Source organism: Dysosmobacter segnis (genome assembly GCF_014297285.1).
Lineage (GTDB): Bacteria > Bacillota > Clostridia > Oscillospirales > Oscillospiraceae > Oscillibacter > Oscillibacter segnis.
This window is the reverse complement of sequence record NZ_JACOQI010000030.1, coordinates 1-23,895: the sequence shown is the minus strand read 5'-3', so window position 1 is coordinate 23,895 and position 23,895 is coordinate 1. Positions and strand designations below refer to the sequence as shown.

Below are 23,895 nucleotides of genomic sequence, written 5' to 3'. Positions count from 1 at the left end.
CTTTCTTCATCAATATTGGGAAAAATCTCATCCGCAAATATTTTCGCCCATGAATTATCAAGTGCCTTTTTTTCGCGAGCAGTAAGTGAAAATACACTGTCATTGAAAGATATTTGCTGGCTGCTGTTTACTTTAAATGACATAAACCTTACCACCCTTCAAATCTATAACCATTATAACACAATAGATTTGGGGGTGGTAAGGTTGGCTGCTTATTCCATTTTCAGAAATTTCCTATACTTTTGACCCCGGCATCATGACATTGTATCGGCTTACCTTGATCTCGCAGAGATGCAGGCACGCCGCCGCATTCCCATGTATATGTCCGATTGGATCGACACTCTGGATGGATTCCTCAAGCTCTCTAAACATGAGATCTTGACTCATGCAGGAAAAATCAGCGCGGCCGCAGCAGAGAAAAAAGCCAAGGAGGAATACCGAAAATACAAAGAGCTTCAGTCCGCCGAATTATCCAGAGGTGAAAAGGACTACATTGCCGCATTGGAAAGCGCTGAGCAAAAAATGCTGAAAAAGAGCGATCAATAAGCGATTCATATTACTCAGAAGCCGTTTGCAGAAATGCAGACGGCTTTTCTGATGCCCGGAGGTGATTTCCCATACCCTACCTATCAAAAGACCAGATCGCCACCGCCCGCGAGATGGACCTATTGACCTACCTGCGGCGGTTTGAGCCGGAGGAACTGGTGCATATCGGCGGAGACACCTATGCCACCCGCACCCACGACAGCCTGAAAATCTCCAATGGAAAATGGTGCTGGTGGTCGCGGAACATCGGCGGCACGAATGCGCTGGACTATCTGACCCGCGTGGAGAGGCTTTCCTTTCTGGATGCCGTGCAGCGTATCCTTGGGGAACCGCCCCGTGTGCCGCCCAAATCAGAGCCAATCGCACCGCTCCCGAAAACTGAATTTACCCTCCCACCCAAACACGCCGACAACCGGCGTGTTTTTGCATATCTGCGGAGCCGCGGCATTGACGCGGAGATCATCAACCACTGCATCAAGCACGGGCAGCTCTATGAGGACGCCGAGCATCATAACTGCGTATTTGTGGGTTATGAACATGGAAAGCCTGCCTATGGCTGTTTGAGATCCTGTGTTGCTTTTTATGAAAAACTTTAATCTCTCCGTGAAGAAAACAGTGTGACCGCTATCATTGATAGCAGCCACATTTTTTCATCCATTAAAAAATTGCGTTGTTGAAGTTTTTACTTCCGCATACTAAAATGGTGGTAAGCCCCTGTTCTTTTTTGGGAGCAAACAAACCTATAAAGACTCATCAGCAACGTTTGCTCTTTTTATTAGCCCGATTCTGTGCTATGGTAGATATACCACAAGAAATGTTTCGACCGGGATGAACGCTGAACATAGAAAGCGGAGGTACTGTATATGTCATACCCGAAGCCATTGTCCGAGAAATCACTGAAACGGCTGTACACGCAGGCTAGGTTATCGACAGAGGCGTGCGATTTTCTCCATTCGCTATTTGCCGCCTGCGCGAATCTGTATGGTGCCATCGCCCTGCGCGATGTGTGGTCGGTTTATCAGGAGTTAAAAAGCGAAGCGCCCCGTATTCGCCGACAGGATCTCGTTGCTTTTTCCGCCATCGTCCGCCGGGAGGTACAGCCCTATCAGGTTTACGAAATCGAAGAACTGTACACGGAGGAGCCTCACAACGATCTGGATCGGCACATCGTATCGAAGGAACTGATTGGCACCGGTTATGGCAAGATGCTTTCCTTCTATGCGTTGATGGAAGGACTCGGCAATCATCCGTACTGTGTTCCTGACAATTTCCTCTCTTATGCGGCACCGTCCGCATCGGCAGTGGAAAAATCACTGGCGGATTTCATCGGAAATCTGGAATCTACCGCAGAGGAATGTGCGCCAAGACAGCGCAAAGCGTATCCCAACGAAAATCGCGGGAAGAAACTGAGGGCGTTTTCGTTCCTCAATTTGAGCGAACGGTTTAATCTGGAGTATTATAAAAAAGTCCCTGCCACATATTCCGCTCTGCTGGAAAAATACAGCGGGACAGAAGCGGAAAAGATCATGCGGTTTCATCGGCGAGCCGAAAATATTGGCTATTTGCACTCAACGGATATAATCCAGAATGTGCTGATTGAACTGTGTGAGGTAGGCGTCCGCCTGACGGAAAAGCAGCAAGATACGCTTATGCGGCTCATCGTGCAGTATCACAATGGAAGCCGCTTGTGGTGTCTGCGCGGCTGGAAGCCAAATGAGCTGGCAGATATGCACGGCAATTCCGGCGTTCCAAGCATCTCGTTCGGTCCGGGCCTTCAGCAGGCCTTTGCTGACGGAATAATGGACAAGGGTGATCTCGTTCGCAAAATACAGGAGCTGGGATGGAAGGTGATGGAATGAGTGTCGCAGATAACGTTAAGGAAGCTGACTGGAGACTTTTCAGATCCCGTCTCCCAATCTGGCAGGAAGCCTATATGGAGCGGTTGAACCGTGAATATATCGCTCTGCTCTCGGGGACTGGTTCCGCGTCCGAGAAGTTCTGGGAGTTGGAAAAGCGTATGCGCGAGGACAAAAGGCGGGGCGGCGTGGTGATGCGCATGAGCCGCAGCGATATGGAGCTGAACCTGTTGAGCCTGCTGTCTGACGGCGTGATTTCCATTGCGGATCTCGATGGGTTCAGCGAGGAACTGCGGGAAAAGCTGGCCTTTGTGCTGTGGGGACGTGGGGACTGGGATCATGGCGACAGTTGAGCAAGCGCTTGCCCGTCTGCAAAGATCCGCCTTCCGCGCAAAGTTCCATTTGAGTGAGCAGGACAGGCAGTACATAGCGGACAAGGGTATGGAGACCATTCAGCGCCACGCTGCCGACTTCGTCAGAACGCGGCTTGCACCGGCAAGCATCCCCAATGACGGCAAGCAGACGCCGATGCGCGGGCATCCGGTGTTTATCGCCCAGCACGCCTGCGCCTGCTGCTGCCGTGGATGCCTGCATAAGTGGTATCACGTCCCGATGGGACGGGAGCTGACGGAGAATGAACAGGAGCGCATCGTGAAACTGCTGATGGCATGGATCGCGCGGCAGCTTGACTGCGATATGAAGTGAGAAGGGGAGGCCGCGGGAATGTGTCCGTGCCGGTTGGAGCGGGTTTCCTGGCCTTTTGACGCTTCCGTTTCTGCTATGATCGCATACGATCTGATTTTCGGCGCTGCCGCGTTCGCCGGTCTGGGCGCTGGGGTTTCCGACCTTTTTTCCCACATTGAGCAGATCGATTCCGGCCTTCCCGCAGACAGGGGCCGTATTCTGAAGAATCTTGTCATGATCCTCGTTCCGGCGTTTTTCATGGCTTTGCCGCTCATGCTTTTGTGATCTTCGCATATCATATATCCCAATTCGATCTTTCGGCCCCGGCTGTCCAACCCCCGCGTTTTCAAAGGAGGGAGGATGCGGAAACGCGAAATGGAATTGGGAGTATCATATGGACAATACAATAAGGGGGGATGGCTGCTCTCAATGGATAGGGGCAGCCGAAATTTATGACGCGATGTAAAAAACTGTATGCGCACGCTTGCGCTGGCTTTGACACTGGTCCTGTCTCTGAGCGTAAGCGTCCCCGCGCGGGCCGCCGTGGACGAGACCAACGCCAACCGGCTTAACGCGCTGGGGCTGTTCCTCGGCACCGGCAGCGGCTACGATCTGGGAGGCACCGCCACCCGTTTGCATGGCATCATTATGCTGACCCGTATGCTTGGCGAGGAGGACGCCGCGCTGTCCTTTGACGGCCCCTGCCCCTTCTCCGATGTGGCGGCCGGAAAGTCCAGCGCCTATACGGGCTACGCGTTCGCGCAGGGCTATACCACCGGCGTGAGCGCCACGACCTTCCAGCCCAACGGCGCTCTGAGCTTCAAGCACTATGTCACATTTTTACTGCGGGCATTGGGCTACGATGACGGCGCGGGAGATTTCACCTTTGCCGCGTCGCTGGATAAAGCCGTGGAGATCGGCATGATGACCCGCGCCAGCGCTGACTGCATCCTCCAAAAGCAGTATGCGCTCTATCGCGGGGATCTGGTGGATCTGTCCGTCAGCGCCCTGACGACGTCTCTGGCTGACGGAAGTGCCACCCTTGCGGAAAGCCTTGCGAAAAAAGGCGTATTTACATGGGAAGAAGGCCGGGCACAGGGCCTGATCGGCGGCGGGCAGGAGTCCTATGTCCATTCCTCTCTGCGGAATACCGGCGCGCCAAAGCCTGAGCAGAGCGCCAGTTCCGGCGCTGTGTCCCGTGTGACAAAGACCTACGCGCTGCCCTCCGGCTCCGTCAGTGCCGATGTGATCACGGTGGACACCTCCGCCCCCGGCGTCAGCGTCCGGGCCGCCATGGTGAACCAGAAGCTGGGCGCTTCCGCGCCTTTCAGCAGCATCGTGTCCGCTTCCGGCGCGGATGTGATCGTCAATGCGAATTTCTTTGCCGCCTATTCCGGGCAGGATAAATTCCCCGTGGGCCACGTTATGGCAGACGGAACGTTCCTGTATGGCGTTTCTGGACTGACGTCTTTCGGATTTACCGGCTTCGGAGCGGTCTATGTGGGACGGCCCGCCGTATTTTTCTATGTCAGGGGCGGCAGAAACTCCTGGGCCTGCTATGAAATGAACAGCAAGACCCAGGGGAGCGACCTGTCTGTGGTTTACACCCCGGCGTTTGGCGGAAGCGTACCCATTAAGGCCGACGGCACGGCAACGACCGTTGCGGGCGGCGTTATCACCGATATCAGAGCTGTCACGGCGGGAGAGACCGTGGCCATCCCCGCCAACGGCTACGTCATGGTATTTGGAAGTGACTTCACCTCTACCGCATGGTACCGTGAGCCTGCCGTGGGAACGTCTGTGACCCTGACGCCCGGACTGACCGATTCCGACACCAGCGGCTTCCCCATGGAGGAGATCACCGCCATGGTCAGCGGCGGCCCCCGTCTGGTTGAAAACGGCGCGATCTGCACCACGCTGGAGCCGGGCTTCCAGGAGGCGCGCTTTACCTCCGCGGTAACGTCCCGCACCGCCCTTGGCAAGCTGGCGGACGGCAAGCTGGTCATCGTCTCCACCGGCTCCGCTTCCATTCAGCAGCTTCGGGAACTGATGCTCCAGTTGGGCTGCGTGGAGGCGGTCAATCTGGATGGCGGCGGCTCCACCGCGCTGGCTTATCAGGGGAAGCTGATCCGCTCCCCGGGACGGGAACTGACGACGACCCTGCAAATTTTTGCCCACTGATCTGTTGATCGAAAGCCCCGGCGCTCTGCGCCGGGGCTTTGTTATTGCCGCAGCTCAGCGGCGCAGTTCGGCTTTATAGGCGGGCAGCTTTTGCCGGACCTCTCCGAAGGATCACGGCTTCGAATTGGGTCGGATTGCAATATCCCTTTGCGGCCAGTTCTTCTACAAACGAATCGGCGTTGACTTTCACGACCTTGGAGACAGTACCACAAAAATAAACCTTTTCGCTCACTTGCGGTAGCTGGTTTGTTTTTCGGCGCTCAGGCCCCGGCTGCTCAGCCCAGAAAGGACATGGCAGCCAGAAGAACTGCCAGAAAAGCGAAGCTGATGGCGGAAAAGAGGATGAGAAAGTGCTTGGCGCCGCCGGGAACGCGGCGGGTGTATTCCCGGAAGGTGATGAGACTGGCCAGAGAGGCCACCAGCGTTCCGGCGCCGCCAATGTTGACGCCTACCAGAAGGCCGCGGGCATTCTGCGTGAAACGGCTTAGGAGGATCGCGGCGGGGACGTTGCTGATGATCTGGCAGGTGAGGGCGGAGATCAGCATGGTCCCGTGGGATAAGAGCCGGACAAACAGCATCCGGACAGGCTCCATCCGGGCAAGGTTGCCCGAAAAGGTGAAGAAAGCGGCAAAGGTGGCCAGAAGCCCCCAGTCCACGGACTTCAGCGCATGCCGGTCCAGAAACCAGAGCGCCAGAACGATGACGGCCAGACCGGGACCGTAGGGGATCAGCCGCAGCACCATAGCGACGGCCAGACAGAAGAGCCCGCCGTAGACCGCGGCCCGGCGGCGGTCTACGACGACCTGCGCCTCCGGCACCGTAAGCCGGTCCTTGGGGAACAGCAGGCAGCAAAGGAGAATGAGGACGGTGGACAGGATGAAGGGCGGCAGCATCACGGAAAAGAACGTCCCGGCGGGGATGCCGTAATAGCTGAAGAGGTAGAGATTCTGCGGATTGCCGAAGGGGGTGATCATTCCGCAGAGGTTGGCGGCGCAGTTCTGGAGAATGAACAGCAGCGCGGCGTGCTTTTCCTGCCCTGTGACGGAGAGGACGAACCAGCCCAGCGGAAGAAAGGTCAGCAGGGCGGTATCGTTGGTCAGGAGCATGGAGCCGAACATGGTGATGATCACCAGCGCCGTGCATACGCCCCGGACGGTGGAAAAGGTGTGCACCATCCGTTGGGAAAGGGCGGAAAAGATATCCAGATCCCGCAGTGCGCCCACCACCGCCAGAACGCTGAACAGGCAGGAGAGGGTCTTGAGGTCATAATACCCCAGATATGCGCTGTCGGGAGGAACGAAGAAAGCGGTCGCTGCCGCCGCCAGCAGTGAGATGACCAGCATGGCGTTAGCGCGGCACCAGGATCGGATCGTATGCATGAAAAGCTCCTTTATTTGGGATTGTCAGGAATCCTGCGCGGATACTTGCCTAAAGAAGATAGCACATTTCTTCCTGATTTACAACGGATTCCTTATGAGCGGAAGGCGTTTTCCGCCAAAAAGCGCTCGAAGGGGAGACCTTCGAGCGCTTGCTATGATCTGCTTTGGCTCATTCGCCGCAGCCGGGGCAGCCCTCGCAATCCGTGCAGGCTGCTTGCTTTTTCTCATATTCGTACAGCGTTCCCTCAGTCATGTGTGACAGCGCCGCAATGCGCTCATTCAGCATATCCCACATACACATGGGCAGGTGGTCACGATGCCCGCGATGGAGCGTTACGCATTCAAAGCAGTTGCCATGGTGCGGGCACTTCTCCTGACAGGGACAGTGATCCCCGCTCTCCCGGACCTGCTTCAGAAACTCCTGTTTGATCTTCCATGCCTCCTGCTTTTGCCCACGGCGATCAAGATCGTTTTGCAGAATGGCCAGTTCATTTCCATCGATTTTCATGATCGTTTCCCTCTTTTACTCATTTACTCTTTTGCTCGGGTGAAATGATTGTAGCAGAGCTTTACAGGATCCGCAAGCTATTCCTGCATGACGGACTTCCCTGCGCTTGGAGTGGGAATGCGATTGACAAAGCTGGGCCGATAACCTAAACTAAGTAGTAAGTTCGTTGTCACGGCCGCGGTTCGTGGTTGACCGGATGAAGGCAGGTGGCAGAGCTGCGATAACGGATACCCAAAAACCGACACAGACCGAAAAGGTGAGCGTTCATGATACAAATTGGCTTTTGCGACGATGATCTGTCCATATTGAGTGAGCTGCGGGTGCTGCTGGACCGCTACCGGGTGGAGCGGAACGTGGAAATCACCTCCGCAGCCTTTCAGAGTCCCCTGGAGCTGCTGACAGAGATCGAGCGGGGGACCCGCTTTGATATTCTGCTGCTGGATGTGATGATGCCGGGGGAGAACGGGATCGATACCGCCCGGGAGATCCGCCGGTATGACCAGAGCATGAAAATTATTTTCCTTACCTCCTCGGCGGAATTCGCCGTGGAGTCCTACACCGTGGGGGCCTATTTCTACCAGCTCAAGCCCATCTGGCAGGAGAGTTTTTTCCGCTTGCTGGACTCCGTGATCGCGGAATGTGCCAAAAGCGGCAGTATGAGCCTGATCCTCCGCTGCAAAAGTGGCATCACCCGGGTGGAGCTGGACAAGCTGGAATACTGCGAGGTGCTGGGCCGGGCCCTGTGGCTGCACTTGACGGACGGCACGGTGCTGGAGAGCGGCGGCGGTATGGATCATCTCTGCGAGCAGTTGACGGAACATGACAATTTCCTGCGGATCCACCGATCCTATCTGGTGAATCTGGATCACATCAAGTCCATCGTGCCCAAGACCATCACTATGGATTCTCTGGCGGAACTGCCCGTCCCACGGGGAAAATACGCGGAATTGAAGGATCTGTATTTGGAATACGCCTTCCGCAGAAAGCAGGTGTTTCTGACATGACGGCGGATACGATCCTTTATGCGTGTAATACCGTGGCGGTGGGACTGTTCGGCATCGTGCTCTCCGCCGCCTTCTGCAACATCCGGTGGACCCGGCGGAACGTCTGCTGCATGGTTGCTTCCACCCTGGCCATTTTCCTGATCCAGGGGATCGTCTATCTGGGGATCGACCCGGCGCTGGGGCCGTATCTCTACCCCCTCCATACTCATCTTCCTCTGGCGATCACCCTCTGCGTGCTGAGCCACGAGCGGCTCTGGCCGGTGATCTCTGTGCTGACAGCCTACCTCTGCTGCCAGCTCCGGCGGTGGCTGGCGCTGGTCTGCGTGTGGGTGTTTTCCGGTGGAGATCGGATGCAGTATGCGGTGGAGCTGATCGTGACGCTGCCACTGCTGCTCCTGCTGCTGCGGACGGCACCGGCAGTGCGGTCCGTTTCCCGCTATTCGGTGACCGTCCAGTGCCAGTTCGGCTGCACGCCGGCCCTGTATTACGCCTTTGACTATCTGACCCGGGTCTATACGAATCTCCTTGCCGACGGAGATCCGGCTGTGGTGGAGTTCATGCCCTTTGTGTGCTGCGTGGCGTATTTGATGTTTCTGGCGCGGCTGTCGAAGGAGCAGGAGGCCCGGGCCCATCTGGAGCAGCTGCAAAACAGCCTGAATCTGCAAGTCGGTCAGGCGGTGCGGGAGATCGAAGCTCTCCGGGAATCTCAGCAGAAAACCAGAGCCTACCGGCACGATCTGCGGCACCATCTGCAATACCTGTCCGGCTGTCTGGAAAACGGACAGTACGAGCAGGCCCAGCGGTACATTCACGAGATCAACGCGGAAATCGAGGCGGCCCGCGTGGTGACCTACTGCGAGAACGAGGCGGCGAACCTCATCTTCTCCGCCTTCGCGGCCCGGGCGGAGGCTCAGGGCGTGAAATTCTCCCTGCAGGCGGTGCTGCCGCACATCCTGCCCATCTCGGAGAGCGATCTGTGCGTGCTGCTGTCCAATGCGCTGGAAAATGCCCTTCACGCCTGCAAGGGGGCAGACGACAGCATCGAGGTACAGACCTACGAGAGAAACGAAAAATTCTTCTTGCAGGTGGTCAACGACTGCCGGGAGGCCGTGCGGTTCGAGGATGGAATTCCGGTAACGGACCGACCGGGCCACGGCATCGGCGTGAGCAGCATCTGCGCCATTGTGGAGCGGTATGGCGGGCTTTACAGCTTCTCCGTGAAGGAGGGAAAGTTTGTCCTGCGGGTCTCCCTCTGACGGCCAAATTACATTTCATGTCATTTTGGGGACGTTTCGTGCAGAGACGTCCCTTTTTCATGCTTCCCGGTGTATCATGACCATATCAAGAACCAACAGCAGCTTTTCCTGTAGCCGTAGCTATGTTGATAAGAAAAGGAGGGCCATGATGGGAGCATTCAGTGATAACAAAGAGAACTGTCCGGTCTGCGAACATGTCAACGAGCGGCCCTTAACAGAATCTGAGCCGCACGCCGCCGCGCTTCAGGAGAATCAGGCTTTGCAGGCGGCGTTCCAGTCCACATACTGCTTCCGCGCCGACCAGGGGGACGGTCCCCTGTTTCTGGATGAGGAGCACGGACTGCTGCGCGTAGGGGAGGACGGCTGGGTCCTGGAGGGGAAGGCGCTGCGCTCCTTCCGTATCTCCGAGGACGGCGCGCCGCTGTTTGAAAGCGGCATCGGTACCTTGAAGTGCACCGTCAGCGATGTGCCCGACCAGGTGAACGTTATGGCGGCGGAGATCGCCCGGTTCCATCTGGAGCGCCAGAAATTTGAGCGCTGGGAGGCCATGGATGGCCTGCACCGCGCGGGGACCGAGAGCAGCGAGGAGCGCCGGGAACGGGAGCGGACCAACGATCTGCGCCGGCCCCGGTTCGATGTGCCTGCCCCCGTCAGAGAATTCCGGGTGGAGCTGACCTTGGATCACCCTTACCAGCCCGCCTTCGACGCGAGGATCGCCGCTCCGGCCTTTGATCGGAACTATCCGCGGACGGAGGATTATCTGAAGTCCTACCGGGAACAGACAGAGGAGCTGCATCTGCTGGCCGCAAAGCTGATGCACATGATCGCCCCCGGCGCGGGGGAGACCCAGAGCGGTTTTGGCTGGGTGCGTTCCATGCAGATGGCGCTCAGCCGGATGCCGCGGACGAGAGCGTTCCTCTTCTGATGTCGGGCCCAGCCGCCATGGCGGCGGAGGTTGATCGAGCAAAAACGAATACTATTGGAGATACAAAAACCCCGGGCGCTGTGCAAGCACAGCGCCCGGGTTCGTCTCTCTGCTGAAAATGAAACGAGCACTTGCCGGAAGACACAGTTTTCCGACAGAAAGGGGATACGGACGAAACCGGCGAGATGACCAAAGGTGGTCCACGTATCACTTAGAATGCCCAAACTGAAAAGTTTTTTGTTTTAGACCTTAAAAAGTTATTGAGTATACAAACTATTTTGGGTATACTATTAGCTGTAGGGAGGCGATACGATGATCAACAGACCGGACTATATCGCGGCAATCGAGCCGTTTATCGACAAGCCGCTCGTCAAGATACTTGCCGGTATCCGTCGCTGCGGCAAGTCTACGATCTTTGAGATGCTGAGAGAGGAACTGCTGCGGCGCGGTATTGGGGAGGACCAGATCGTCTGCAAGCGGTACACGGAGATGGATATTCCCGAGAACATCACCGCCAAGCAGATGTATGACGAGCTGACCGCTGCCATGGCGGGCAAGGGACACTGCTATCTTCTGCTGGACGAGATTCAGGAAATCACCGGCTGGGAGAAGGCGGTCAACAGCCTGTTGGAAAGTGCGGATGCCGACATCTATGTGACCGGCTCCAACTCCAAGCTCATGTCCAGCGAGATCTCCACCTATCTGACGGGCCGCTATGTGTCCATTCCCGTCTATACGCTGTCGTTTAAGGAATATCTGGACTTCAAGGCCGACAGCACTTTATCCCGCAGGGAACTGCTGGAGGAGTATATCCGCTTCGGCGGTTTTCCGATCATCGCGCTCAGCGAGTACGATGATCAGAGCGCCTATCAGATCGTCAACGGCATTTACCATACCGTAGTCTCCCGCGATATTGTCAAGCGTCACCGCATCAACAAGCAGGATCTTTTTGATCGTGTGGTGAAGTATATCATCGAGAATATGGGCAAAACCTTCTCGGCAAACTCGATCTCCACCTTCCTGAAAAGCGAGCACCGCAAGGTCTCGGTGGAGAGTATCTACAACTACCTGCGCTGGCTGGAGCAGGCGCTTATTATCTACCCCTGCGAACGCTATGACCTGCAAGGCAAGAGTATCCTGAAAACGCAGGAGAAGTATTATCTTGCCGATGTCTCCCTGAAATACGCGCTGCTGGGTTATAACCGCAAAATGCTGGACGGCGCGATGGAGAACATCGTGTACCTCGAATTGAAGCGCCGCGGCTACGATGTTTATATCGGCAAGAACGATACAAAGGAGATCGACTTTGTTGCAACGCGCCGCGACGAGCGCATTTATGTGCAGGTCTGCGTCCGGATCCCAGAAGCATCGGACCGCGAAGTGGGGAACCTGATGGAGATCCGCGATCATTACCCCAAATATGTTGTTACCCTCAACGAGATGGATACCGGCATCGAGGACGGCATCCGGATCGTTCACCTCGCGGATTTTCTACTTGCCGAACAATGGTGATCATCTTTCGGCTCATTCGGTAACCGTAGAACCCAGTCATGTTATTTTAGAAAAGCCTACTTGATATCGCTGCTTCGCAGCTTTTTTGTCATTTCATTCACTTGAGTCTCTCAATCTGCTGCCAAAGATACAAAAACCCCGGGCGCTGTGCAAGCACAGCGCCCGGGTTCGTCTCTCTTGCCAACGGGGGAAGGGAGCAAATAGGTTTTTCTGCTTCTTTGCCGGGGTCAGTTCATAGGACCAATTGGCATCCGCCGTGCTCTTCATTACAGTAATAAAGAATGTTGTATCCGTTCGGGCACTCAGCTATCCAGATAGATCCCGCTTTGAGTGTGATTTCCTGTCCGCTTAGGTAGAAAGAGTTGAGACCTGGCGTACCCAATTCATGGAGATAAGCCTTATTGATCTCCCCCGTCTCCATGAACTCATATTGGAGCTGGGCGTAATAGCTTCGCACGTTGGCCCAGTCGGTTGCGACGCGCGCCTTGTGAAGCTGTGAACTGAAGGTCGGGATCGCGACGGCCACCAGAACGGCGATGATGGCCACAACGATCAGCATCTCCATCAGTGTAAATCCGTGATTCCGTTTTGCAGTCGGGGTCGTTCTCTGTTTCGTCATTTTGCCACCATTTTCCATACCGTATCGGCGTGGGCCGCCCATAGGGAACAGGGGGCCTGCCGTATATGCTCTGTTTTGCCCGACTCTCGATTCAGGTGTGGGCCGGGTCGGAGTTTTTATTATATGAATAGCGCCTGCCGCTGTCAATTCTTTGCGGCAAAATTTTTAAATTTTGTGCATTTTGGTGAAGAAAACAGGCACTTTGCAGGATCATTGGACGGAATGTGGCGGACATCTATCCGTAAATGAACAACAGCAGCGGCAATTTGCCGCTGCTGTGCTGTAATTTGGAATAACAAGCTTGAGCATCCGAAAGGGGAGAGGCCGTCACTGAATGGCGAAGATCAGCTCCGCGGTGCAGGCGGTCTCGCCGTTCACCGTGGCGGTGCAGGCGCCGATGCCCACCGGCCCCCGGCGCTTGGTGAGGGTACATTCCAGCTCCAGAACGTCTCCGGGGATGACCTGCCGCTTGAACCGGGCGTTTTTCACGCCGCCGAACAGGGCGATCTTCCCCCGGTTCTCCGGCAGGGATAGGATCGCCACGGCCCCCACCTGGGCCAGCGCCTCTAAGATCAGCACACCGGGCATGACGTGCTTTTGGGGGAAGTGGCCGCAGAAAAACGGCTCGCCCACGCTGACGCACTTGATACCCTTGGCCCACACGCCGGATTCCCCGTCGGTGATGCGGTCCACCAGCGCGAAGGGGTAGCGGTGGGGCAGGATCTCGGCGATCTCATTGGAATTTAACTGCAAGCCCATGTCAGTCCTCCCATTTCTTCAGCAGCAGGCTGCCGTTGTGTCCGCCGAAGCCCAGAGAGTTGCTCAGGGCGTACCGGATGTCCGCCGGACGGCCCTCGTTGGGCACCACATCCAGATCGCAGTCCGGGTCCAGGGTCTGATAGTGGATGGTGGCGGGGAGGAAGCCGTCCCGCAGGCTCAGGGCGGTGAAGATGGCTTCCACGGCGCCGGCGGCTCCCAGCATATGTCCGGTCATGGACTTGGTGGAGCTCATGGCCAGTTGATAGGCGTGGGGACCGAACACGGTTTTCACTGCGGCGGTCTCCCCGGCATCGTTGAGGTGGGTAGAGGTGCCGTGGGCGTTGATGTAGCCCACCTGCTCCGGAGAAACGCCGCCGTCGGTCAGCGCCATGGCCATGGCCTTGGCGCCGCCGCTGCCGTCCGCAAGAGGGGCGGTGATGTGGTGAGCGTCGCAGGTAGCGCCGTAGCCCACCACCTCGGCGTAGATCTTCGCCCCGCGGGTCTTGGCGTGTTCCAATTCCTCCAGAAGCAGCACGCCTGCGCCCTCGCCCATGACGAAGCCGCTGCGCTCCGCGTCAAAGGGGATGGAGGCCCGGTCAGGGTCCTCCGTCTGGGTCAGGGCCTTCATGGAGGTGAAGCCGCCGATGGACATGGGCGTGATGGAGGCCTCGGTGCCGCCGCAGAGCATGACCTCGGCGTAGCCGTCCCGAATGTAGTGGAACGCGTCGCCCACGGCGTTGGTGCCCCCGGCGCAGGCGGTGACAGGGCAGGAGCACATGGCCCGGAAGCCCGCGTCGATGGCCACCTGACCCGCCGCCATGTTGCAGATGGCGGTGGGGACGTAGAAGGGGGAGACCCGGTCGAAGCCCTTTTCCTGCCCCCGGCTGTGCTCCGCCTCGGTGATGGCCTGTCCGCCGATGCCGCTGGAGAGGATCACACCGCAGCGGTCCGCCTCCGCCTGCTCCACGGAGAAACCGGCGTCGGACAGGGCCTCCCGGGCCGCCGCCACGGCGAACTGGGTGAAGCGGCCCATGCGCTTGGACTCCTGGCGGCCCAGCAGGGCCTCCGGATCGAAGCCCTTTACCTCCGCCGCCAGCTTCACCTTCTGGGCGGCGGGATCGTAATGGGTGATGGGGCCGATGCCGCACACGCCGTTTTTCACGGCCTGCCAGCTTTCTCCCGCCGTCAGTCCAATGGGGGTCACAGCCCCCAGACCGGTGATAACAACTCTGCGTCGTTCCATGTCGCGTTCCTCCTTACATACTCATGCCGCCGTCAACGGCCAAAACCTGCCCGGTGATGTAGCCCGCGTCCTCACCCGCTAAAAAGGCCACGGCCTTGGCCACGTTTTCCGGCGTGCCCATGCGGCCCATGGGAATGGAGCCGAGGGCGGCGTTTTTCGCGGTCTCCGTCAGCGCGGCGGTCATATCCGTGTCGATAAAGCCGGGGGCCACGGCGTTGACGGTGATATTCCGTCCCGCCAGCTCCTTAGCCAGGGATTTGGTCATACCGATGACGCCGGCTTTGCTGGCGGCGTAGTTCACCTGTCCGGCGTTGCCCCGGAGACCCACCACGCTGGAGAGGTTCACGATGCGGCCATAGCGCTGCTTCACCATCTGCCGGGCCACGGCCTTCATGCAGAGGAAGGCGCCCCGGAGGTTGGCGGCGATGACGGCGTCAAAGTCCTCCGGCTTCATCATCATGAGCAGGCCGTCCCTTGTGATGCCCGCGTTGTTCACCAGAATGTCGATGTGGCCAAAGGTTTTGAGGGCGGCGTCCATCAGGGCCTTCACTTCGTCCTCTTTCGACACGTCGCACCGGATGGCCACGGCCTTGGCTCCAAGGGACTCGCAGGCGGCAACGGTCTCATTGGCCGCCGCTTCGTTGCCTGCGTAGCAGAGCATCACGTTGGCTCCGCCCCGGGCCAGCTCCAGACAGATGGCCCGGCCCAGACCCCGGCTGCCGCCGGTGACGACGGCTGTTTTCTCAGAAAAATTCATAGCGATGCTCCTTTGAGGGTCTCCGTCAGCTGTTCCAGCTCCGCCGCAGTCTCCACGGCGTACACCGGCAGCTCCGGGACGGTTTTCTTCACAAAGCCGCTGAGGGCCTTGCCCGGGCCGATCTCCACCAGCGCGTCCAGCCCCATGGCGGCCATGCGGCGGAGGGAATCCTCCATGTAGACGCTGCTCTGCACCTGCCGCACCAGCAGCTCCGGGATGGCAGCGCCGTCGGGACGCTCCGCGCCCAGACAGTTGAAGATCACGGGAATCTGCGGCTCCCGGAATTCCACGGTGCGGAACCGCTCCGCCAGCGCGTCACCGGCGGGGGCCATAAGGGGGGTGTGGAAGGGTCCGCTGACCTTCAGCGGCAGACAGCGGCGGGCACCCTTTTCCTTTGCCAGAGCCGCCGCGGCCTCCACGGCGGCCTTCTCGCCGCCGAGGACCAGCTGGCCGGGGCAGTTGTAGTTGGCGATGACCGCGCAGCCGTGGGCGGAGGCCTCGTCACAGGCCTCCTGCAAGGCCGCCCGGTCCAGCCCCAGCACCGCTACCATGGCAGAGGGCCGTCCGGCTGCGGCTTCCTCCATGGCTTTGCCGCGGAAGGCCACCAGCTCCACGGCGGTGTCGGCGTCAAAGACCCCGGCGGCATGGAGGGCGGAATACTCACCCAGAGACAGTCCGGCGGCAGCGGCGGGGACGATGCCCCGCTCCGCCAGCAGCGCGGTCATGCCTGCGGCGAAGGCCACCATGCAGGGCTGGGTGTAGCGAGTCTGATTCAGAATGCCCTTCGTGTCGGTGAAGGAGACCTCCTTCAAATCGAAATCCACCTGCTCCGCGGCGCTGTCCAGTACGGCGCGGAAGGTGGGGAAGCGCTCATACAGGTCAGCGCCCATGCCGGGGTGCTGGCTGCCCTGTCCCGCGTATAAAAATCCTAACTTCATTGTGCAGCTCTCCATTCGTCCATGATCTGAGCCATCTGCTCCGGCACGGTGGAGAGGGTGTTCACCTCGCCGCCGGCGGCTCCGCAGAAAAACAGGCCGTTCTCCCAATCGCCGTTCCGGGCGGCGATGAGGGCCTTGGAAATGCAGTAGGGGGCGTTTTTGCCGTCGCAGGTGACGATGCACTTCACGCACCGCTCCGGGGACGGCTGGGTGCCGGCCTCCACCCGCCGGATCAGGGGACTGCGCAGCGCCCGTCCCGGCATCCCCACGGGGCTTTTCACCAGGGTGATGTCGTCAGCCTTTGCCGCTAAGAGCCGCTGCTTGTAGCCCTCGGAGGCGTCGCACTCCGCCGTGGCGATGAACCGGGTGGCGAACTGCGCCCCGGCAGCGCCCTCCTTCATGTAGCGGGCCATGTCTGCGCCGTTTTTCACGCCGCCGGCTACGAAAACCGGAATGTCCCGGCCCGCCTTGTCCCGGAAGGGGGCGATGGCGGTCAGGACCTCCCGCAAAAGGTCGGAAAGGGAGGGGGGCGCGTCCAGATCCTGCCGGGAGAAGCCCAGATGCCCCCCGGCCTCCGGCCCCTCCAAGATCAAAAAGTCGGGGATGCGGCCATAGTGCCGGTCCCACAGCTTGCACAGCAGCCCCGCCGCCCGACCGCTGCTGACGATGGGGGCAATGGCGGCGTCACTGTCGGAAACTTCGGAGGCCAGCGCGGGGAGCTCCTTGGGCAGTCCCGCGCCGCAAACGATGGCGTCAGCCCCCGCCCGGAGAGCGGTGCGGACGCTGTCGGCGTACTGGGTGGTGGCGACCATGGCGTTAACGGCGATCAGCCCCGCACCGTGGGCCAAAACTTTGGCATGGCGGACCTGCCGGTCCAGCGCCCGGAGGTTGGCTTCAAAGGGACGCTTGGCGAAATCCGGCTCCTGAAAACCGCAGAGGGCGGTGGAGAGGGTCCCCATGCCGCCGCAGGCGGCTACCGCCCCGGCTAGGCCGTCCAGACTGATGCCCACGCCCATGCCCCCCTGCAAAATGGGGAGGGGGAGGGTCTTTCCCCGGATCGTTACTGCCATGCTGCCTCCGTGGCCTTCAAAACAGCCTGACTGCCGGTGTACAGCTCCTCGAAGATCTGGCGCAGGGGCTTGATCTCATGGAGCATACCGGCCACCTGACCGGCCATGACGCTGCCCCGCTCCATGTCTCCCTCGAACACCGCGCGGCGGAGACCGCCGAGGGTGACGTGTTCCAGCTCCTCCAGCGTGGCTCCACGCTTTTCCAGAGCGAGATACTCCCGGGCCATTTTGTTTTTCAGCACCCGCACCGGCCCGCCGATGGAGCGGCCCGTCACGGTGGTGTCGCTGTCCTTGGCCTTCAGAAGGGCCAGCTTGTAGTTTTCGTGGATGGGGCACTCGAGGCTTGTCAGCAGGCAGGTGCCCACCTGAATGCCGCAGGCCCCCAGCGCGAAGGCCGCTGCCGCCTGCCGTCCGTCGGCAATGCCGCCGGCGGCGATGACGGGGACGTCCACCGTGTCGATGACCTGCGGCACCAGCGCCATGGTGGTCATTTCCCCCACATGGCCGCCGGACTCCATGCCCTCGGCGATGATGGCGTCGGCTCCCTGGTTCACCAGCCGCTTGGCAAGGATGGAGGCCGCCACCACGGGCAGCACCTTGATCCCGGCCTCTTTCCACGCGGGGATGTACTTGCCGGGACTGCCCGCCCCGGTGGTCACCACCTGAACGCCCTCCTCTATGATGATCTGGGCCATTTCGTCGGCGCAGGGGTTCATCAGCATCAGGTTCACGCCGAAGGGCTTGTCCGTCAGGCTCTTGCAGATGCGGATCTGCTGGCGCAGCAGGTCCGCCTCCAGCATCCCGCCGGTGGCGATGACGCCCAAGGCCCCCGCGTTAGAGCAGGCGGCGGCAAATTCGCCTGTGGCGATGTTGGCCATGCCGCCCTGGATAATGGGGAACTCCGTCCCCAGCAGCTCGTTGAGTTTTTTCATAGTGTACTCCTCAATTTCACGCCATTTCCAGCACCGCGCCGCCCCAGGTAAGACCGCCGCCAAAGGCGGTCAGCAGCAGGCGGCTGCCGGGACCCACGCGGCCCTGCTCCACCAGCTCGCTGAGGACCAGCGGGACGCTGGCAGCGGCGGTGTTGCCGTAACGGTCGATGTTTTTGTAGTATTTTTCCGGCGGAATGCGATATTTCCGCACCGCCAGGTCAATGATGCGGGCGTTGGCCTGATGGAACACGAAGAAGTCGATGTCCGCCGGGGTCAGTCCAGCTTTTTTCAGCGTGGCGTCCATGCAGGCGGGAACGGTCTCCACGGCGAATTTGAACACCTGCGTCCCCTCCATGGAGAGGACGTTTGGCTCTCCCCGGCCAAGGCCCGGCAGACGCAGGAGAACGTCGTCCCCCCGGCTGCCCAGCACGGCCCCGATGGAGGGCCAGCCCTCCCGGCACTCCACCACGGCGGCGGCCGCGCCGTCTCCAAAGAGGATGCAGGTGCCCCGGTCCGTCCAGTCTACCACTTTACTGAGGGCCTCCGCCCCCACCACCAGACCGAATTTCCGGGGGGAGGCATTCAGCAGGCACTCCATAGTGTGCAGGGCGTAGACAAAGCCGGTGCAGGCGGCGTTCAGGTCGAAACAGGGAGTATCCTCTGGCAGACCCAGCGCCCGCTGCAGCAAACAGGCGGCAGCGGGCACCACGGTATCCGCCGAGACGGTGGCCACGATGCACACGCCGATGTCCGCCGGGGTGATCCCGGCCATGTGCAGGGCGTCCCGTGCGGCGCTGACGCACAGCTCCGTGAGAGTCTCTTTTTCACAGCGGTAGCGGCTGCGGATGCCTGTGCGGGCGGTGATCCACTCGTCATTGGTATCCACCAGCCGGGAAAGATCGTCATTGGTGACGGTATTGGCAGGGACACAGCGGCCTGTGCCCCGGAGCTTGATCCCGTTCATGCGTCCTCCTTCCCGCGGCCAAGGGCGCGGAATTTCTGATAGCGCCGTTCCGTCAGGCTGGCGGCGCTTTCCTTCAGCAGGGGTTCCAGACAGGCGGTCAGCGCCCGATCCAGATTCCACAGCGTCCGGCTGGGGTCGATCTGCGCGCCGCCCTCCGGTTCCCGGACGATGCCGTCGATGACCCCCAGCTTTTTCAGCTCCGGGGCGGTGAGCTTCATCAGCTCCGCCGCCTCGCCGGAGCGCTGGGCGTCCTTCCACAGAATCGAGGCGAAGCCCTCCGGGGACAAAATGGCGTACACGGCGTTTTCCAGCATCAGCACCCGGTCAGCCACAGCCAGCGCCAGCGCGCCGCCGCTGTTGCCCTCTCCGGTGACGACGGCGATGACCGGCACCGTCAGACGGCTCATCTCAAAGAGATTCCGGGCGATGGCCTCGCCCTGACCGTGCTCCTCGGCCTCCAGACCGGGATAGGCCCCGGCGGTGTCGATAAAGGTAAATATAGGGCGGCGGAACTTCTCCGCCTGCTTCATGAGCCGCAGCGCCTTGCGGTAGCCCTCCGGCCCCGGCATCCCGAAGTTGCACCGGAGGTTTTCCTCCAGCGTTTTGCCCTTCCGGGTGCCGATGACGGTGACGGGCCGCCCGTGGAACAGGGCGATGCCGCCTAAAATGGCGGGGTCCTCCCGGCAGGCCCGGTCGCCCCGCTGCTCAAAGAAATCGGTGAACAGACCGTCGATATAATCCGTGATGTTGGGCCGCTGGGGATGGCGGGCCAGCGCCACCCGCTCCGCGGCGGTTTTCTCAGCCATGGCGTTCTCCTTTCCCGTGGAGCTTCAGCAGACGGATGAGGGTGTCCCGCAGATCCTTCCGGGGAACCACCGCGTCCACAAAGCCGTGCTCCATCTGAAACTCCGCCCGCTGAAAGCCCTCCGGCAGGGTCTCGCCGATGGTCTGCTGAATGACCCGAGGCCCGGCGAAGCCGATGAGCGCGCCGGGTTCGGCCAGAATAATGTCGCCCAGCGAGGCGAAACTGGCGGTGACGCCGCCGGTGGTGGGGTCCGTGAGAACGGAGATGTACAGCAGTCCCTTTTCCGAAAACTGGGCCAGAGCCGCGCTGGTTTTCGCCATCTGCATGAGGGACAAAATGCCCTCCTGCATCCGGGCCCCGCCGCTGGCGGCAAAGAGGATCAGGGGCAGCTTGTTTTTTCCGGCGTACTCGATGGCCAGTGTCAGCTTTTCCCCTACGGCGGCGCTCATGCTGCCCATGAGAAAGCGGCTGTCCAGCACGCCCACCACGCAGCGGACGCCGCCGATGGCGCCGGTGGCGGTGACCACCGCCTCGTTCATGCCGGTTTTCCGGCGGGCGCCGTCCAGCTTGGCCCCGTAGCCGGGGAAGCGGAGGGGATCACCGGCTGTCAGCTTTTCGTGGAGTTCCCGGAAAGAGCCGGGGTCCAGTACGCTGCTGAGCCGGTAATAGGCCCCCATGGGGAAGTGGTAGCCGCACAGGGGGCAGACGGACAGCGCCTCCGCCACGTCCTTCCGCTGGCTCTCCCCGCCGCAATGGGGGCAGGTGACTAACTTTTCACCGGGGACGTAATTCTCCCGCATGGCTTTCATGGCCAGCAGCCGCGCCCGGCGTTTCGCAAAAATGTTTTCCATGTATTATCCTTTGTGATCGTCTACCCGGCGGCTGAATTCCAGCAGCTCCGGCAGGCTCCGGTCCAGAAAGGCGGTGGTGCAGCCCCCCCGGACAAAGGTGGGGTGGAACAGCAGCTCATAGGACAGCTCCGCGTTGGTGGGGAAGCCCTCTAAGGTAAATTCCTCCAGACAGCGGCGCATCCTGCGGATGGCTTCCAGCCGGGTGGGGGCGTGGACCATCACCTTGGCGGCCAGAGAATCGTAATAGGGGGAGAGGGTGCAGCCGTTATAGAGGGCGGAGTCCACCCGAACGCCGGGGCCGCCGGGGAAGTGGAGGAATTCCACCTTGCCGGGGCAGGGCCGGAAATTGGCCGTGGGGTCCTCGGCGTTGATGCGGCACTCGATGGCGTGGCCGGTGAGGGTCACGTCCTCCTGGGTCAGGTCAAGGGGCAGACCGGAGGCGATGCGCAGCTGCTGACGCACCAGATCCACGCCGGTGATCATCTCTGTGATGCCGTGCTCCACCTGGATCCGGGTGTTCATCTCCATAAAGTAGAAATGCTGTCCGTCGCTGTCCAGCAGAAATTCCACAGTGCCCGCGCCCTCGTAGCGGACGGCCTGCGCCGCTTTCACGGCGGCCCGGCCCATCTCCTCCCGCAGTTCCGGCGTCAGGCACCGGGCGGGGGCTTCCTCAATGAGCTTCTGGTTCCGGCGCTGGATGGAGCAGTCCCGGTCTCCCAGATGGATGACGTGGCCCTGCCGGTCCGCCAGAATTTGAAACTCGATGTGCCGGGGTTCCAGCACCAGCTTTTCCAGATACATTTCGTCGTTTCCGAAGCAGGCGTTGGCCTCCGCTTTGGCGGCGGCATAAGCGTCGGGCAGGTCTTTAGCGCTGTCGCAGCGGCGGATGCCCCGGCCGCCGCCACCGGCGCTGGCCTTCAGCAAAACGGGATAGCCCACCGTCTCCGCCACGGCCAGAGCGTCCTCCACGGAGGATACCGGCCCGTCGGAGCCGGGAGTCACGGGAACCCCGGCGGCGCGCATCAGGTCTCGGGCGGCGGATTTGGAGCCGGCCTTCCGGATGGCGTCCCCGGAGGGACCGATGAAGGTGATGCCGTTTTCCGCGCAGGCGTCGGCAAATTCCGGGTTTTCCGACAGGAACCCGTAGCCGGGGTGCAGACCGTCGCAGCCGGTGGCCAGGGCGGCGGAGAGCAGCGCCTGGGGATTCAGGTAGCTGTCCGCCGCTTTGGCGGGGCCGATGCACACGGACCGGGTGGCCAACTGGACGTGGAGGGCCTCCGCATCCGCCTGAGAATACACCGAGACCGTCTCGATGCCCGCCTCCCGGCAGGCCCGCCGCACCCGGAGGGCGATCTCCCCCCGGTTGGCGATCAATACCCGCTTCAGCATGGCTGATAGCGGAACAGAGGCTCCCCGAAGGAAACCAGCGCGCCGTTTTCCTTCAGAACCGCTGTGATCTCGCAGTCACAGGGGGCGGGGATCTCGCTCATCATCTTCATGGCCTCCAGCAGGCAGACGGGCTGGCCCTTGCGTACCCGGTCGCCCACCTGCACAAAGGGGGGCTGTTCCGGGGCGGAGGCGGCGTAGAAGGTGCCCACCATGGGGGCGGTGATGGCATCGCCCTCCGGTTCGGCGGCTGTGGGAGCCGCCGGGGCAGCAGCCGCTGCCGGGATCACCGGCGCGGCGGGAGCGGAGACGGCCCGCTCCATTTCTATGGTAAATTCCTGGGTGGACAGCTTCAGCTTGGACAGGGAGCTTCCCTCGAAGCGGGCCAGCAGGTCGTTCAGTTCTTGATTGGTCATGGAATATCCTTTCCTCGCAAAACTGGACCGCCGGAGGGTCTGTACCCTCCGGCGGACGCACGTTAATTCTTGTGAGCGGCCAGATAGGTCATGATGTCGCCCACCGTTTTCAGGTTGGCGGCGTCCTCCTCGGCGATGGAGATGCCGACGGCCTCTTCCAGGGCCATGACCAGCTCCACGGCAGCCAGAGAATCGGCGCCCAGATCGTCAGCCAGAGAAGCGGTGGGGGTCACGGCTTCGGCGTCGCAGCCCAGAGTCTCGACAATAATGTCACGCACTTTTTCAAATTCCATGATATATCTCCTTGTTTCGGTGAAAGTCGGCTCTTGTTAGTTAAAAACATTTACTTAAAATAATTTAACTAAAAGAATTGAACTATATAATAGCGGACGCCCCTCCCAATGTCAAGAAAAAAATTATGAACAATTTGCAACATCGGAAAAAGAGGGGGCTGCAAGCCAGTTTTTTGTTGACAGGGAAAACTGGATGTACTATCATCCAATCAGAAAGATGTATCTGCAACTATTTCTCGACCGGGCACAGGCTCCGGGGAAAGGAACGCTGTCAATAACCCCCACCAAATCTAACGATTTGGAGGGGTTTTGCGAGAAATCGTAAGCCCTGATTGACTACCCTAAGTGTTTCGAGCACTACGTTACTCAAGAATGTAAGAATAGGCACCGGTGGGCGTGAATCCGAACCTGCCGCACTGCGGTGTGTGATTAAAAGCTCTGAGGGTAAGGAGCAGTGTTGCACACGAAAACCTTGAGATAACATTGGGTACGGATACCTGACGGCCGAAAGGCCGCGTGGCTTTTTCGTTAGCAACAATCAAAGAAGAAGGAGGAAGGCATCATGCCAAACAAAGTGTATGTCATCAACAAGCACGGGCGTCCGCTGATGCCCTGCTCCCCGGCAAAAGCCCGTCATCTGCTGGATGCCGGGAAAGCCAAAGTGAAGAAGAGGACGCCCTTTACCATCCAGCTGGTCTACGGAAGCAGCGGCTATACCCAAGAAGTTATTCTGGGTGTGGATGCCGGAAGTAAGACCATTGGAATGTCGGCATCTACTACAAAAGAGGAGCTGCTCTCCGCAGAAGTAAAACCTCGAAATGACGTGGTGGATTTGCTATCCACCCGTCGAGAGTTCCGCAGAGCCCGGAGAAACCGCAAGACCCGGTATCGTAAGCCGCGCTTCGATAACCGAGTCCGCAGCAAGCACAAGGGATGGTTGGCGCCTTCTGTGGAGGTCAAAATCCAAGAGCACATCACCTCAATCAAGAGGGTTTGCCGCATCCTGCCCGT

Annotated in this window: 27 protein-coding genes; 12 read left to right on the top strand and 15 right to left on the bottom strand. The window is 59.9% G+C overall.

Annotated elements, in window-relative coordinates:
- Positions 1-261: 261 nt before the first annotated feature.
- The 7 genes from rhuM (at position 262) to H8Z83_RS17455 (ending at position 5,267) form a co-directional block, all read left to right on the top strand.
- Positions 262-546 carry a RhuM family protein gene (gene rhuM, locus H8Z83_RS17485; protein ID WP_366464550.1) on the top strand — a complete coding sequence of 95 codons (285 nt, stop codon included), beginning with the start codon at positions 262-264 and terminating at the stop codon, positions 544-546.
- A 122-nt stretch (positions 547-668) separates the two neighbouring features.
- On the top strand, positions 669-1,142 hold the full coding sequence (locus tag H8Z83_RS17480) for a DUF3991 domain-containing protein (protein WP_187016229.1): 474 nt from the start codon (positions 669-671) through the stop codon (positions 1,140-1,142).
- Between the two features lie 267 nt (positions 1,143-1,409).
- Positions 1,410-2,405, top strand: coding sequence for a hypothetical protein (locus H8Z83_RS17475; protein WP_187016228.1), 996 nt, complete (start codon positions 1,410-1,412; stop codon positions 2,403-2,405).
- Positions 2,406-2,479: 74 nt separating this feature from the next.
- Positions 2,480-2,755 (top strand): hypothetical protein, encoded by a 276-nt coding sequence (locus H8Z83_RS17470; RefSeq protein ID WP_243185118.1) that lies wholly within the window; start codon positions 2,480-2,482, stop codon positions 2,753-2,755.
- Positions 2,742-3,107, top strand: a complete 366-nt coding sequence (locus H8Z83_RS17465) for a DUF4186 domain-containing protein (RefSeq protein WP_187016226.1) — start codon at positions 2,742-2,744, stop codon at positions 3,105-3,107. The genes H8Z83_RS17470 and H8Z83_RS17465 overlap by 14 nt, the downstream gene beginning before the upstream one ends.
- 18 nt (positions 3,108-3,125) lie before the next feature.
- Positions 3,126-3,371, top strand: coding sequence for a hypothetical protein (locus tag H8Z83_RS17460; RefSeq protein WP_187016225.1), 246 nt, complete (start codon positions 3,126-3,128; stop codon positions 3,369-3,371).
- Positions 3,372-3,560: 189 nt separating this feature from the next.
- Positions 3,561-5,267 carry a phosphodiester glycosidase family protein gene (locus H8Z83_RS17455; protein WP_187016224.1) on the top strand — a complete coding sequence of 569 codons (1,707 nt, stop codon included), beginning with the start codon at positions 3,561-3,563 and terminating at the stop codon, positions 5,265-5,267.
- 275 nt (positions 5,268-5,542) lie between these two features.
- On the opposite strand, the gene H8Z83_RS17450 is transcribed toward H8Z83_RS17455, so the two are convergent.
- Together H8Z83_RS17450 and H8Z83_RS17445 are read right to left on the bottom strand one after the other, a co-directional pair.
- Entirely contained in the window at positions 5,543-6,646 is a 1,104-nt protein-coding gene (locus H8Z83_RS17450; RefSeq protein WP_187016223.1) for an SLC13 family permease, read from the bottom strand.
- Between the two features lie 169 nt (positions 6,647-6,815).
- Complete coding sequence (locus H8Z83_RS17445) at positions 6,816-7,154, bottom strand: LPS biosynthesis protein (protein WP_187016222.1); 339 nt, start codon at positions 7,152-7,154, stop codon at positions 6,816-6,818.
- A gap of 266 nt (positions 7,155-7,420) precedes the next feature.
- Between H8Z83_RS17445 and H8Z83_RS17440 the strand changes: the two genes are divergently transcribed.
- The 4 genes from H8Z83_RS17440 to H8Z83_RS17425 all read left to right on the top strand — a co-directional run bounded on the left by H8Z83_RS17440 (position 7,421) and on the right by H8Z83_RS17425 (position 11,851).
- Complete coding sequence (locus H8Z83_RS17440; protein WP_187016221.1) at positions 7,421-8,158, top strand: LytR/AlgR family response regulator transcription factor; 738 nt, start codon at positions 7,421-7,423, stop codon at positions 8,156-8,158.
- Positions 8,155-9,414, top strand: a complete 1,260-nt coding sequence (locus H8Z83_RS17435) for a sensor histidine kinase (RefSeq protein WP_187016220.1) — start codon at positions 8,155-8,157, stop codon at positions 9,412-9,414. The genes H8Z83_RS17440 and H8Z83_RS17435 overlap by 4 nt, the downstream gene beginning before the upstream one ends.
- Positions 9,415-9,562: 148 nt before the next feature.
- Positions 9,563-10,339 (top strand): hypothetical protein, encoded by a 777-nt coding sequence (locus H8Z83_RS17430; RefSeq protein ID WP_187016219.1) that lies wholly within the window; start codon positions 9,563-9,565, stop codon positions 10,337-10,339.
- Positions 10,340-10,651: 312 nt separating this feature from the next.
- Positions 10,652-11,851: an ATP-binding protein gene (locus tag H8Z83_RS17425; protein WP_187016218.1), complete on the top strand. Its 1,200-nt coding sequence runs from the start codon at positions 10,652-10,654 to the stop codon at positions 11,849-11,851.
- Between the two features lie 232 nt (positions 11,852-12,083).
- Here H8Z83_RS17425 and H8Z83_RS17420 read toward each other — a convergent pair whose 3' ends face one another.
- From H8Z83_RS17420 to acpP, 13 genes are all read right to left on the bottom strand, one after another.
- A complete protein-coding gene (locus H8Z83_RS17420) occupies positions 12,084-12,470 on the bottom strand; it encodes a competence type IV pilus major pilin ComGC (RefSeq protein ID WP_256435361.1) in 387 nt (128 codons plus the stop codon).
- A gap of 327 nt (positions 12,471-12,797) precedes the next feature.
- Positions 12,798-13,229 (bottom strand): 3-hydroxyacyl-ACP dehydratase FabZ, encoded by a 432-nt coding sequence (gene fabZ / locus H8Z83_RS17415; RefSeq protein WP_207732088.1) that lies wholly within the window; start codon positions 13,227-13,229, stop codon positions 12,798-12,800.
- Between the two features lies 1 nt (position 13,230).
- Positions 13,231-14,472: a beta-ketoacyl-ACP synthase II gene (fabF, locus tag H8Z83_RS17410; protein WP_187016216.1), complete on the bottom strand. Its 1,242-nt coding sequence runs from the start codon at positions 14,470-14,472 to the stop codon at positions 13,231-13,233.
- Between the two features lie 13 nt (positions 14,473-14,485).
- A complete protein-coding gene (gene fabG, locus H8Z83_RS17405) occupies positions 14,486-15,229 on the bottom strand; it encodes a 3-oxoacyl-[acyl-carrier-protein] reductase (protein ID WP_187016215.1) in 744 nt (247 codons plus the stop codon).
- Entirely contained in the window at positions 15,226-16,167 is a 942-nt protein-coding gene (gene fabD, locus H8Z83_RS17400) for an ACP S-malonyltransferase (protein WP_187016214.1), read from the bottom strand. The genes fabG and fabD overlap by 4 nt, the downstream gene beginning before the upstream one ends.
- Positions 16,164-17,237, bottom strand: a complete 1,074-nt coding sequence (locus H8Z83_RS17395; RefSeq protein WP_187016213.1) for an NAD(P)H-dependent flavin oxidoreductase — start codon at positions 17,235-17,237, stop codon at positions 16,164-16,166. The genes fabD and H8Z83_RS17395 overlap by 4 nt, the downstream gene beginning before the upstream one ends.
- Positions 17,228-18,169: a nitronate monooxygenase gene (locus tag H8Z83_RS17390; RefSeq protein WP_187016212.1), complete on the bottom strand. Its 942-nt coding sequence runs from the start codon at positions 18,167-18,169 to the stop codon at positions 17,228-17,230. Before H8Z83_RS17390 ends, H8Z83_RS17395 begins: the two co-directional genes overlap by 10 nt.
- A 16-nt stretch (positions 18,170-18,185) precedes the next feature.
- Entirely contained in the window at positions 18,186-19,133 is a 948-nt protein-coding gene (locus H8Z83_RS17385; protein ID WP_187016211.1) for a beta-ketoacyl-ACP synthase III, read from the bottom strand.
- A complete protein-coding gene (locus H8Z83_RS17380) occupies positions 19,130-19,939 on the bottom strand; it encodes an acetyl-CoA carboxylase carboxyltransferase subunit alpha (RefSeq protein WP_187016210.1) in 810 nt (269 codons plus the stop codon). Before H8Z83_RS17380 ends, H8Z83_RS17385 begins: the two co-directional genes overlap by 4 nt.
- Positions 19,932-20,789, bottom strand: coding sequence for an acetyl-CoA carboxylase, carboxyltransferase subunit beta (gene accD / locus H8Z83_RS17375; RefSeq protein ID WP_187016209.1), 858 nt, complete (start codon positions 20,787-20,789; stop codon positions 19,932-19,934). Before accD ends, H8Z83_RS17380 begins: the two co-directional genes overlap by 8 nt.
- Before the next feature lie 3 nt (positions 20,790-20,792).
- A complete protein-coding gene (gene accC / locus H8Z83_RS17370) occupies positions 20,793-22,178 on the bottom strand; it encodes an acetyl-CoA carboxylase biotin carboxylase subunit (RefSeq protein WP_187016208.1) in 1,386 nt (461 codons plus the stop codon).
- Positions 22,172-22,591, bottom strand: a complete 420-nt coding sequence (gene accB, locus H8Z83_RS17365; RefSeq protein WP_187016207.1) for an acetyl-CoA carboxylase biotin carboxyl carrier protein — start codon at positions 22,589-22,591, stop codon at positions 22,172-22,174. The genes accC and accB overlap by 7 nt, the downstream gene beginning before the upstream one ends.
- Positions 22,592-22,653: 62 nt before the next feature.
- Positions 22,654-22,884, bottom strand: coding sequence for an acyl carrier protein (acpP, locus tag H8Z83_RS17360; RefSeq protein ID WP_187016206.1), 231 nt, complete (start codon positions 22,882-22,884; stop codon positions 22,654-22,656).
- Positions 22,885-23,446: 562 nt separating this feature from the next.
- On the opposite strand from acpP, the gene iscB reads away from it, so the two are divergent.
- Positions 23,447-23,895 (top strand): RNA-guided endonuclease IscB (gene iscB / locus H8Z83_RS17355; protein ID WP_187016205.1); only part of this gene is annotated, 449 nt, incomplete at its 3' end.